Below are 12,061 nucleotides of genomic sequence, written 5' to 3'. Positions count from 1 at the left end.
GGAGGAACTGAGTTATCCTCCGCAATTAAATCATATCCATATAGTATGCTGCGCTAATAAGTAAGAACACGAGTAACAAAATAACATCAAAGGTTGTCGGTAAAATTAATGTCCGTATTCCTTGAAAAATTGTAAACGGGATAATAAGTTGTCTTCCAATTTCGCGGATTGTACGTAACCAAGGTGGCAATAAATACGGGTTATACTTTCTCCTCACATGAATCCCCCTCTTGTAAAAGCCTTTCTTTGGTGAAGTATCCCTAATTAAAACGTCTATATATATTATTGTATGTAGAAAAAATGGGAAGTTGTTTATTTTTCGAAAAAGTTGTCTATTACTAAGTAGTAAATCTGTTTTTCCCACACTTCTTTTTGAATAAAGTGTAAAATAAGGTATATTTTATAAAAAATAGGCGGATAATGATTGACGAAATGTAATTTTTGTATATAAAATAGAATATAAATCACAATTACATACGTTGATGCAATGATTGGGAGGAGTACAATAGCCTGCTATTTACTAGAGAGGGGAACAGTTGGTGGAAGTTTCCTAAATAGCCCTATTGGAAGGTCGCCCAAGAGCAGTTGTTATGAACTTTTAGTAGTAGCAACCGGGAAAACCGTTATCTAATTGAGAGCCAGATGCATGATGTCGCACAAATTCACGAGCGTTTATGCAAAAGTTTTCATCAAACGCAATCTAAAACAGCGACCGTAACAAATTTTGCATCTGTGAATAAAGGTGGTACCGCGAAAATAACTCCATTCGTCCTTTAACGAATGGGGTTTTTGTTTTTTAGTCGTAAGTTCTTTCGAGAAACTAACGCAAAATTTTTAGAGTATGTAAAATCAATCACAAATTAGGAGCCACTAGAGGCCAACCTAATAAATATAGGAGGTAGTTTTAAATGAGTGATGAGCAAATCACGATGCCGACAAAATATGATCCGAATTCGGTAGAACAAGGTCGTTATGAATGGTGGGTTAATGGTAAATTTTTTGAAGCAAAAGATGATGAAACAAAACAACCATACTCCATCGTTATCCCGCCACCAAACGTTACAGGTAAACTGCATCTAGGTCATGCATGGGATACGACGTTACAAGACATTATTACACGTATGAAGCGGATGCAAGGTTACGACGTTTTATGGCTTCCAGGTATGGACCATGCGGGAATTGCAACACAGGCGAAAGTTGAAGAAAAACTTCGTGAAGAAGGAAAATCCCGTTATGACTTAGGCCGTGAAAAATTTTTAGAAGAAGCGTGGAAATGGAAAGAAGAATATGCAGGTCATATTCGCGAACAGTGGGCAAAACTCGGTCTAGGTTTAGACTACAGCCGTGAGCGCTTTACATTAGATGAAGGTTTATCAAAAGCGGTTCGTAAAGTATTCGTTTCCCTTTATGAAAAAGGGTTAATATATCGTGGTAAATACATTATTAACTGGGACCCTGTAGCAAAAACGGCTCTATCTGATATTGAAGTTATTTATAAAGAAATTCCAGGCGCATTTTACCATATGCGTTATCCGTTAAAAGATGGTTCTGGTTATATTCAAGTTGCGACAACTCGTCCAGAAACAATGCTAGGGGACACAGCGGTTGCGGTTCACCCAGAAGATGAGCGTTACAAAGATTTAATTGGTAAAACTGTTATTTTACCGATCGTAAATCGTGAAATTCCGATTATTGCTGATGAATACGTTGATATGGAATTCGGTACTGGCGCGGTTAAAATTACACCAGCTCACGATCCGAATGACTTTGAAATCGGTAATCGTCACAACCTAGAACAAATTGTTGTTATGAATGAAGATGCAACAATGAACAAAAATGCTGGCAAGTACGAAGGTATGGACCGTTTCGAATGCCGCAAACAAATTGTAAAGGACTTACAAAAAGCAGGCGTACTTATTGAAATCGAGGAAATGGTTCACTCTGTAGGTCATTCCGAACGTACGGATGCGGTTGTTGAGCCTTATTTATCAACACAATGGTTCGTTAAAATGGAGCCACTTGCAAAAGCAGCTTTAGATATTCAAGAATCAGATGAAACAAAAGTTCATTTTGTACCAGAGCGTTTTGAAAAAACATATCGAAATTGGATGGAAAACATTCATGATTGGTGTATCTCTCGCCAACTTTGGTGGGGCCATCAAATTCCAGCTTGGTATCATAAAGAAACTGGTGAAGTTTACGTTGGTATGGAAGCACCAGAAGATATTGAAAACTGGGAACAAGATGAAGACGTACTTGATACATGGTTCTCATCTGCGTTATGGCCGTTTTCTACAATGGGCTGGCCAGATGAAGGTGCAAAAGACTTGAAACGTTATTACCCAACAGATGTATTAGTAACAGGATATGATATTATCTTCTTCTGGGTTTCCCGAATGATTTTCCAAGGTGTTGAATTTACAGGAACACGTCCATTTAAAGATGTGTTAATTCACGGTTTAGTTCGTGACTCTCAAGGACGTAAAATGAGTAAATCCCTAGGTAACGGGGTTGACCCGATGGATGTGATTGACCAATACGGTGCAGACTCTCTACGTTACTTCTTAGCAACAGGATCTTCACCAGGTCAAGACTTGCGATACAGCACTGAAAAAGTTGAATCCGTTTGGAACTTCATTAACAAAATCTGGAACGCATCCCGTTTTGCATTAATGAACATGAACGGATTGAAATATGAGGAAATTGATTTATCCGGTGAAAAATCCGTTGCTGATAAATGGATTTTAACTCGCTTAAATGAAACAATCGAAACAGTTACAAGACTATCCGATAAATATGAGTTTGGTGAAGTTGGCCGTGCCCTTTACAACTTCATTTGGGACGACTTCTGTGATTGGTATATTGAAATGGCAAAACTACCATTATATGGTGACGATGAGCAGGCAAAACTAACAACACGCTCAATTTTAGCGTACGTTTTAGATAATACAATGCGCTTATTACATCCATTCATGCCATTTGTGACAGAAGAAATCTGGCAAAATCTACCACATGAAGGTGAGTCCATTACAACTGCACCATGGCCAACAGTGAAAGAAGAATATACGGATAAAGAAGCGGCAGCGCAAATGAAACTGCTTGTTGACATTATTCGTTCTGTACGTAATATCCGTGCAGAAGTAAATACACCGTTAAGCAAGAAAATTAAAATGATTATTAGCGCTCATGATGAAAAAGCACTTCAAACGCTTGAAGCGAATAAATCATATATTGAACGCTTCTGTAACCCAGAGACACTCACAATCGCTCTTAATGTTGAAACACCTGAAAAATCAATGACAGCTGTTGTTTCTGGTGCAGAAATTTACTTACCACTTGAAGGTTTAATTGATATTGAAGAAGAAATTGCGCGTCTTGAAAAAGAACTTGAAAAACTAAATAAAGAAGTTGAGCGCGTTGAGAAGAAATTAAACAATGAAAAATTCGTATCAAAAGCGCCAGAAGCGGTTGTTGAAGCAGAACGAGCAAAACAAAAAGATTATTTAGAAAAACGTTCGATTATTCAAACGAGACTTGAAGAAATAAAAGCATTATAATAAAAGATAGGGGATGTCCACAATCTCCATAACTAGTAGATAAGCATCGGTGGCGGGCGCTTTCCTAGGGGCTGCTCTGAGCCTCCTCCCTTCACAAGTTCGGCTGTGGGGTCTCAAGACTCACCCTTTTCCCGCAGGACTCTGATTAAGCTGCGGAGCATTACATCGGAGAAAAAATACGAATGTATTTTTTTGAGTCGCCGCCATCTCTACTATTAATTATTGGCGATTATTGACATCGCCTTATTTTTTAGTGTTTTTTCAAATGCTTTCTTTAAACATAATAAAACAGTTACAAAATATACAGCAAAAGGGGATGCAGCTGATGTTTCAAACGAGTGAAGACGTTATCGAATGGATTAACGATCGGAAAAAGTTTGGTATTAAACCCGGTCTAGAACGGATGAAATGGATGATGGAAAAATTAGATCATCCAGAACGTCGCCTGCGGACTGTACATATTGGTGGAACGAATGGAAAAGGTTCAACAACGACCTTTTTACGTTCGATTTTACAAGAGGGTGGTTCGGAAGTCGGAACATTCACTTCACCATATGTAGAATGTTTCAATGAACGAATTAGTGTGGATGGTAATCCAATTTCTGATGAAGACTTAGTAAAAGCAGCAGAAGCGATAAAACCGTTAACCGATGAATTGGAAAAAACAGAATTAGGTGCGCCAACTGAATTTGAAATTATTACAGCAATGGCCTTTTATTATTTTGCCCGAATTCATCCAGTAGATATTTTAATCGTTGAAGTCGGCTTAGGTGGTCGCTATGATTCAACGAATATTATCCATCCATTCGTTTCTGTTATCACAAATGTTGGCTATGATCATATGAATATTTTAGGCGACAATTTAATGGACATTGCGATGGAAAAGGCTGGTATTTTCAAGAGTGGCCAACCAGTTATCACAACTGTACAGAATGAAGAAATTCTTAAAAAATATGAAGAGATTGTGCAGAAAAACAGGACTACCCTTTACAAACTTGGTGAAGAGTTTACATATGAAGATCTTGGCCCGACAGAAAACGGTGAGTCCTTCACTGTAAAAACCCTTTATAAAACATATGAAAACCTGGAAATTTCAATGATTGGCCGTCATCAAATAGAAAATGCTACATTGGCGATCATGGTTGCAGAGTATTTACGTCAATTTTACGCGATTAATGTGGAAGAAGAGCATATTCGCGAAGGTTTGAAAAAAGCCTATTGGCCAGCTCGTTTTGATATCGTTTTAGAAAAACCGACTGTCATATTAGATAGTGCACATAATAAAGAAGGTATTAATAGTTTGGTAGAAACTTTAAACCGTCATTATCCTGGTAAAAAAGGTTCCATACTATTTACAGCATTAAAAGATAAGCCAGTAGATGAAATGCTTCAAACATTAGAACAGTTAGACTATCCAATTTATTTTACAGAAATTGATGATCCACGGGCATCTACTGCCGAAGAATTATTTGAAAAATCGAATGCTACATTTAAAGAAATCGTTAAAGATTGGCAAGGATTTTTATCAAATAAATTAGCTACACAATCTGATGATGAAATATTAATTGTTTGTGGCTCAATCTATTTTGTTTCTGAAGCAAAATCATTTCTTAAGAAATAAAATTAGTACATTATACATAGAAAAGAGGCAATAATGCCTCTTTTTCCTTTGAAATGAATTGATAATGACAAATAAAGCGTAATTTGTTAAAATATTATTAACGATTTTTACGAATTTTTTCAAAAAATAGGTCGAAATCCCTAGTGATATAGCGGCGTTTATTTAGAGTCAGATTCTTGGGGGGAAGAATTTATGAACGTTAGCAGAAAAAATCAGACAATTGTATGGAGTTTATGGGCAATTTTGTTTTTGGTAGTAAATATTTATGCAATTATACAATTTCCCCCAATTAAAGGCTCGAATTTAGGTGATTTTATTGCATTTATTATCGTGGCCATCATTGCTGGTGGTATTCCAATTGTTTTAAAACAAATCCCTTTTTCAATCACCCAGTGGATCTCGTTAGTTGTATTTATGGAGTTCGGTCTACTTGCTGAACTAATACTCGGTCAAATTATCGTTTTATCGGCAATGGTCCGTTTACGACTGACGAAGGATCGTTTATTCGCCTTTCCTTTAAATTCAATTATGTATTTTGTTATGTCACTATCAAGTGCTGCCGTTTTTTATTTACTCGGTGGAGTTCATGGTATTGGGACGAACATAACAAATATTCAATTTATCATTCCTGCAGCTGGTTATTTAGTTGCTTATTTATTCTCCAATTATTTAATCTACTACCTTATTAATAATGTCTTGTATCAAAGACGGACACCTTTTTTTACGGATGCTTTTAAATGGGAAAGTGTTATTGTTTTAATTGTTTTCCCAGTCAGTTTATTACTTTATTATTTATACAATATGATTGGAATTATTAGCTTGGTATTTGTGAGTTTTCCGGTTATATGTTGTCAAATTTTATTGCATTTTTATAATAAGAGTAAGCAAATGAATGATTATTTACAACGGACTGCCGAACTCGGTCACCAATTAACTGAGCGATTACAAGCAAATGAAATTCTAAATATTTTTATTGAAAAATTAATTGATCTTTTTCCAATCGATTACTTATATGTTTTTGATAATAAAAATAACGAAAAATTAGAGTTAATTCGTAGTTATGAAAAGGGAGTAGAAGATCCTGTTAGCCTCGACCCAATCGTTGTGACAGAAGGAATTATTGGTAAAGCGTGGAAGCTTAGAAAGCCATTATTATATAAAACGAAAGTTGAATGGCTGAAAGATAATAAGGGGTATTTTCCATTTGATATGGAAAGTGGAATTTGTGTTCCGATGGTAAAAAGTAATGAAGTTACAGGTGTACTCTTTATCGGTTCAGAGAAGAAAAGAATTTATGAAAAATATCATGTGATGATTTTAGATATTTTATGTTCCTATTTAGCGGTAGCGTTAGATAATGCTCGTCATTATGAAGAAATGAAGTATGCTAGTGAACGGGATTCGTTAACGAACCTATATAACGCCCGAGTGTTTACGAATCGAATTGAAGAAGCCTTTCGATATTTACAAACGGGAAAGTGGCGTACTGTTTCTTTATTAATCGTGGATATTGATTACTTTAAAAAGGTGAATGATACATACGGTCACCAAAGTGGGGATGCGGTATTAATCCAAGTTGCGAAATTGTTAGAAGAGATGGTAGGAGATAGAGGCTTACTCGCTCGATACGGTGGGGAGGAATTCGTTGTTCTGTTACCAAACATGGATAAAGATGAAGCCCGCGACTTTGGTGAATGGATTCGTAGAAGGATAGAAGATGAACGATTTGTAATTTACAATGATTTATCCGACGAACGACAGAAAGTAACTGTATATTTAACAGTTAGTATTGGTTTAGCCAACGCTCCAGACGATACAGATGAAGAAATGAGTTTAATCCGCTGTGCCGACCGCGCCTTATATTTAGGTGCCAAACAGGTTGGAAGGAATAGGGTTGCGGAGTATGTGAAGTGATTTATGAATTATTATTATGGTAAATGGACTTTAAAGTTACTATGCAAATCCATTTACCATTTTTTTTGATAGTATTCGCCGTTTAAACCGAGCTCCCAATTTGTTATTTGTTTTGGGTTTTTAATATTATCACTTTTTGAAGTAGATTCAATTGAATTGGTCCGACTTGTTGTCTTAATTGTCACCTCGATTAAAGAAGGTTCAAGTTGATTGTTTAACTTAGGTCCAGCACGTAATTCCAAGGTTACATATTTGTTTGCTAAATCGACTTGAGTTAGAGATGAAATGAGCGCTTAATCTGTTAAAATAACTTCGAAACTTTGTCGTAATTGGTTTTTGGACAAAATTTTATATTTTTATTTCCAGCCTCTTTCAATTACCCTTGGAGGATCAATATGGTTAATGATCGGCTGCATTATGATTAAGTCATTAAATGTTTCGATTAAATCTGAATCGTAATTTATCTGTAATCTTGAAGGTTTACTTGAATTAGTCGCATCTGGGAAGTAATGGTTTGAAGCGTTTGAATTTCCACGTACGGCATTTAAAACCACACTTTTTGCTGCAATACCTCCATTGATATGCATATTAGAACCTACACCAAATATTTCCATGTCCTTTTCAGAATAGAAATAACCTTTTATGTCACTCGGATTTTCAATATCACTATTCACGCTATTATTTCTAATATTGACATCCCCAGTAGCAAAAATAAGGAGTGATCCTTTTTTACCGGATCCATAATTTAATCCTCTTATTTGAGAATATTCAATGGTCACATCACCATTAACAAACATAATAGCATTAAATTTAGCATTTGCTCCTCTTATGTGTAAATCATCATCAACATAGAACAGACCAGAGACTTCTATATTATCATACCGATTTATATCATAAGAGCTTTCAGACTCGTTTCCTATAGTTAACTTTCCACCTATATAAGCGGCTGCTTCCTTATTATTTGGATTTTTTATATCTCCTTCAATATTAAACTTTGTTAAATTGGATTTCTTTACACTAAATGAACCTCTATTTGAGATTGTCAAACCTCCATCTGTATAAAAATATTTAAATTTACTGTCTCCTGTAAAGGAATGTACATGATTTGAATTGATAATTGGTTTATATTCATATTCCAATTCATCACATATCCATGGAAATAACCACGAATATTTTTTACATTCCTTTTCTACTTCATTATATCCACTAACCGGTACTATTTTTTTATCGTTATTCATGTGTTCATAATTTTTGTGGAAATAGTACTTGTTTGAAGACTCGTATACATATTCTGTCTCTTTTTCTTCTAAAATACTTTTTATTGATGAGATTGTATTTTCTATATTGATATCATTCTTTTGGTTAGCTAGGATAGAACTATAAATCGGAGCTTCTCCAAAATTAAAAGCATTATGAATATTATTTTTATTGACCAAGTATCGATTGTTAAACTTTCCTTTTTTAGTTTTTATATGACTAGAGTATCCGGAATTTATATTGTCGTTATTATAAATATTTCCTCCTAAAAATAACCGAGGTTTTGGTCCATTTTCAATTGGGAGAATACTAGGTTTTAAAGTGGTTTGCCAGCGTTCTCTTCCTATATAATAGTATGCTTTCTTACTAGTGAATAAATCACCTTCTACTTTCATATCTCCTTTTATCTGCACACCGCCATGTAAAAAGACATTACCTTCACCGTTATCACAATTATTGCTGTTATTACGACACTTATCTGAAATATTTGTACCAATGGCATAATTTAATGTGTCAAATTCAGTTTGACCAAATTCGACAGTAGAAGTAATTACTTTTTCTGTGCCGTCTACAATACCTTTACTCGTAATTTTAAGTGACTTTTTTAAAGGGTTGTTTGGATCTGTATGTATATCATCCCCTATAGTTACTGTGAAGTTCCCTGTTTTTAAATCCGTTGACTTAATAGTTTTACCAGTATACTCTTTTAATTTATCATCCAAAACCTTTTCGAAAGTTTCTCTAGTAACACTTATTATTTCTGCGTTTATACCTGATTTATTTAATAATTCAGCTTCTATTTCTGAATGAATAGATTCTATCGCAGAATCAATTCCCATCTGTGCTAGTTCTGTAGATTGAATATTATCTTCACTAATACTATTCCGGTTTGCTCCTGCAAGTGTTACTGATAAAAGCGAAATAGAAAGAATAGTAAATAACAGGAACACGAAAATGGTTAATAACATCGAGTAACCTTTATCGTTTTTTATAAATCTCATTATTCTCCCTCCTCTCGAACTTTAAACACATCGAATATACTTTCTAATTCTAAATTCTGATCTGTTTTCTTGGATTCTACAACAAGGGTTATTTTAAATCTGTTAATTGATTTGTCACCCTCAGAATTAAGTGTTGTTTCGATTTTTGAGTTTTTTCCAAGCTTTATATCGTCATTTAATAGTTTAATTGCCTCATCTTTTATTAATACTTTTCCATTATAAAATCCAATTTTTTCTCCAGTTTTCAAACGAATATAGTAATTTCCGTTTGAATCAGGCTCATCATAAAATGAATTCACTCGGTCAATTTGTGAATCTTTTAATGTAAAAAAGACTTCTATAAAATGTGTCATAATATAGTCAGCCTCGTCACGAAGTTTTGACTCTTCCATTATTCTTTCATTTGCTTTTATACCAGTAAATAAAACAGAATAGGTAAGTATTGAAATTACTCCTAATAAAGCTATAGCTGCAACGAGTTCGACTAGTGTTATTCCATTATAGTTTTTAATCATTTTTTGGATCATAGGCAACATATCCTTCTACTTTTGATGATACGGGTCTTTGAGCATCTAGTAGATTAACCTCTACTAATACATGAACTAAGCTATTCTTTGTTGGAGTTTTTCCACCAACAATAGAAACTTTGACTTCGTATTCCTTATTGTTAATGAGTACAAACTCTTCATTTTTATATTTCAAATTATTACTTTCATCGATAAAATAATGGTCAAAATTTTCTCTAACTCGTTCTAGAGTTGCTTTTGCTAAATGAATAGCTACTAATTTTTCATTATTAGAAACTGCTGTTTTATTCGTAGAAACAAAAATATTTATTGATACTGTTAAAATGATAGCAAGAATTGTTATAGAGCCGACTATCTCAATTAAAGTAAATCCTTTATTATTTGATTTTAATATTTTCATAGACAATACCGCCTTTGTAGACATAAGTTTGATGCTTTGGTCCTGAAAATGATGAATTTTTTAGGGAATTATAAGTGTAAACAGGACAATTTACATATATCGGGTTGATTATTTATATTAATAAAAATAAAATAGTGGTAAAGAAGGAAGGTTTTTACGAAAATTTCATCATTTTTTAAAAATCTATATTCCTTTACATAGTGTTTCGTATTACAATGAATATAACATAAGAATTACATGATTTACACTATAATTGTAGTTAATTTAGGTTTAATTTACTACATTATTAGTTTTGAACTTTATAGAAAGGCAGGTTTAGCAATGAAAAATATAAAAACGTTGTCAATCACATTAATAACATTAATATTTGTTATTTCTGGACTAGTTTGGGGAGTTTCAAATACTTCCATTGCTAAAGCTGCGACTATTTTCCCAGAAGGCTCAATGATTGGTGGAATTAATGTCGGAGAAAAAACTCCGGATGAAGCAATAAATTTAATTTTAGATAAAGTTGAAAAATGGAAAAATGTAGATGAAATAAAAGTTACAGTACCCGGTCAACAAATATCAGTACCCTATAATTCAATTACTTTTGATATTCAAGGATCAATAAAGGATTTAGAAGAGAAAGTAAAAAAACGTTGGTATGAGTTCTTTAAAAAAGCTCAACCTAAACAAGTCCCACTTTATGTAAATGTTTCACTAGATGAAGATATTATCACTCAACTAGGAAAAGCTGTAGATATAGAACAAACAATTAAACTAATGGAAGAGACTATATCCTATCTAGGGGAACATGAAATTGAAGCAATTCTGTCATCAGATGCCCTTCTAACAGAAGAGATAATCGCAGAAACTACTTGGACAGTGCCTAAGGATTATGGTTATTTAAAAATGTTCATTGATAAAGTAAATGGGTTAGAAATACCTGCTAACACAAATTTCTCTTTTAATGAGCAAGTTGCAAGTGAAGTAAGTCATTTTGGGCAGAAGGAAGGGGATTTTGTTGCATCGATGATTTATGCACTTGCGCTGAAGACAAATTTACAAGTTGTAGAACGTGCATCACAAGGAGAAATTCCAACTTATACTAAAGCGGGATTAGAGGCACATGTAAATCCAAAGAATAATATTGATTTAGTCATATATAACCCAGGACCAACTAGTTACAAGTTTTTAATTCAACAAGCAGGGTCAGAGCTAAATCTTGCTCTACTTTCCACACCAATTAATACTAGTCATGAGTATACAATTGAAAATGAAACTGATGTGAAATTTCATACTATAATCCGTTATGATGAAGATTTAAAGCCAGGACATGAACAAGTAATACAAACAGGTCAAAATGGCAATCGAGTTGAGGTTTATAAAACGAATCGGGATAGTAATGGTACCGTTGTATCGAAAGAACTAATCGCAAGAGATTTTTATTTACCACAACCGAAAATTATTCTAAAATCTCCTGTTTCTGATGAAGAATCTAATGTTGTGGAAGAAGAAACTAATATTTCGAGTGATGTTTCTCAAATAAAGGAAATAATAAATAATAATGCGAACTTATCCGAATTATCTACTCCAGATGAAGTGGATGAAAATGTTATTCTGGAACAATTAGATTTATTTAATGGTGAAGAATTAACGGAGGAGCAGTTAAGAGAACTGCTTGGCTGGTTGTTCCTATTTGGATTATTAAGTAGTTCAAGTGATGAAAATAATACTGAGCAGCCAACTCTGGAAGAGAATGAGGTCGAATCTTCTCTCTAAATATTCTAATTCGTAATAAA

9 protein-coding genes and 1 other annotated feature are annotated in these 12,061 nt (G+C 34.0%); of the genes, 4 read left to right on the top strand and 5 right to left on the bottom strand.

Features of this window, described 5'->3' with window-relative positions:
• Positions 1 to 25 precede the first annotated feature (25 nt).
• Complete coding sequence (locus GW534_RS04100; RefSeq protein WP_161919787.1) at positions 26 to 217, bottom strand: hypothetical protein; 192 nt, start codon at positions 215 to 217, stop codon at positions 26 to 28.
• A gap of 261 nt (positions 218 to 478) precedes the next feature.
• Positions 479 to 777, top strand: a binding site (T-box leader).
• Between the two features lie 131 nt (positions 778 to 908).
• Between GW534_RS04100 and GW534_RS04095 the strand changes: the two genes are divergently transcribed.
• The 3 genes from GW534_RS04095 (at position 909) to GW534_RS04085 (ending at position 7,092) form a co-directional block, all read left to right on the top strand.
• A complete protein-coding gene (locus GW534_RS04095) occupies positions 909 to 3,557 on the top strand; it encodes a valine--tRNA ligase (protein ID WP_161919786.1) in 2,649 nt (882 codons plus the stop codon).
• A gap of 325 nt (positions 3,558 to 3,882) precedes the next feature.
• Positions 3,883 to 5,178 carry a bifunctional folylpolyglutamate synthase/dihydrofolate synthase gene (locus tag GW534_RS04090; protein ID WP_161919785.1) on the top strand — a complete coding sequence of 432 codons (1,296 nt, stop codon included), beginning with the start codon at positions 3,883 to 3,885 and terminating at the stop codon, positions 5,176 to 5,178.
• A 192-nt stretch (positions 5,179 to 5,370) separates the two neighbouring features.
• Entirely contained in the window at positions 5,371 to 7,092 is a 1,722-nt protein-coding gene (locus GW534_RS04085) for a sensor domain-containing diguanylate cyclase (protein ID WP_161919784.1), read from the top strand.
• 53 nt (positions 7,093 to 7,145) lie between these two features.
• Here GW534_RS04085 and GW534_RS04080 read toward each other — a convergent pair whose 3' ends face one another.
• From GW534_RS04080 to GW534_RS04065, 4 genes are all read right to left on the bottom strand, one after another.
• Positions 7,146 to 7,334, bottom strand: a complete 189-nt coding sequence (locus tag GW534_RS04080) for a hypothetical protein (protein ID WP_161919783.1) — start codon at positions 7,332 to 7,334, stop codon at positions 7,146 to 7,148.
• Between the two features lie 114 nt (positions 7,335 to 7,448).
• Positions 7,449 to 9,350, bottom strand: a complete 1,902-nt coding sequence (locus GW534_RS04075; RefSeq protein WP_161919782.1) for a hypothetical protein — start codon at positions 9,348 to 9,350, stop codon at positions 7,449 to 7,451.
• The gene (locus GW534_RS04070; protein WP_161919781.1) at positions 9,350 to 9,865 is read right to left on the bottom strand and encodes a PulJ/GspJ family protein; all 516 of its coding nucleotides are present in this window, start codon (positions 9,863 to 9,865) and stop codon (positions 9,350 to 9,352) included. The genes GW534_RS04075 and GW534_RS04070 overlap by 1 nt, the downstream gene beginning before the upstream one ends.
• A complete protein-coding gene (locus tag GW534_RS04065) occupies positions 9,858 to 10,277 on the bottom strand; it encodes a type IV pilus modification PilV family protein (RefSeq protein ID WP_161919780.1) in 420 nt (139 codons plus the stop codon). Before GW534_RS04065 ends, GW534_RS04070 begins: the two co-directional genes overlap by 8 nt.
• 321 nt (positions 10,278 to 10,598) lie before the next feature.
• Here GW534_RS04065 and GW534_RS04060 point away from each other — a divergent pair, with 321 nt between their 5' ends.
• Entirely contained in the window at positions 10,599 to 12,041 is a 1,443-nt protein-coding gene (locus GW534_RS04060; RefSeq protein WP_161919779.1) for a G5 domain-containing protein, read from the top strand.
• Positions 12,042 to 12,061: the final 20 nt, after the last annotated feature.

The sequence above is a fragment of the Pallidibacillus pasinlerensis genome (assembly GCF_009996845.1).
GTDB lineage: Bacteria > Bacillota > Bacilli > Bacillales > Caldibacillaceae > Pallidibacillus > Pallidibacillus pasinlerensis.
The sequence above is the reverse complement of the archived record's forward strand: the minus strand, read 5'-3'. Positions and strand labels throughout refer to the sequence as shown.

What these genes read in the sequence shown, in the direction of transcription:
- GW534_RS04090 (WP_161919785.1), top strand. Translation starts at nt 3,883, where the DNA reads ATGTTTCAAACGAGTGAAGACGTTATCGAATGGATTAACGATCGGAAA.
- GW534_RS04070 (WP_161919781.1), bottom strand. Translation starts at nt 9,865, where the DNA reads ATGATTAAAAACTATAATGGAATAACACTAGTCGAACTCGTTGCAGCT.
- GW534_RS04075 (WP_161919782.1), bottom strand. Translation starts at nt 9,350, where the DNA reads ATGAGATTTATAAAAAACGATAAAGGTTACTCGATGTTATTAACCATT.
- GW534_RS04060 (WP_161919779.1), top strand. Translation starts at nt 10,599, where the DNA reads ATGAAAAATATAAAAACGTTGTCAATCACATTAATAACATTAATATTT.
- GW534_RS04095 (WP_161919786.1), top strand. Translation starts at nt 909, where the DNA reads ATGAGTGATGAGCAAATCACGATGCCGACAAAATATGATCCGAATTCG.
- GW534_RS04065 (WP_161919780.1), bottom strand. Translation starts at nt 10,277, where the DNA reads ATGAAAATATTAAAATCAAATAATAAAGGATTTACTTTAATTGAGATA.
- GW534_RS04085 (WP_161919784.1), top strand. Translation starts at nt 5,371, where the DNA reads ATGAACGTTAGCAGAAAAAATCAGACAATTGTATGGAGTTTATGGGCA.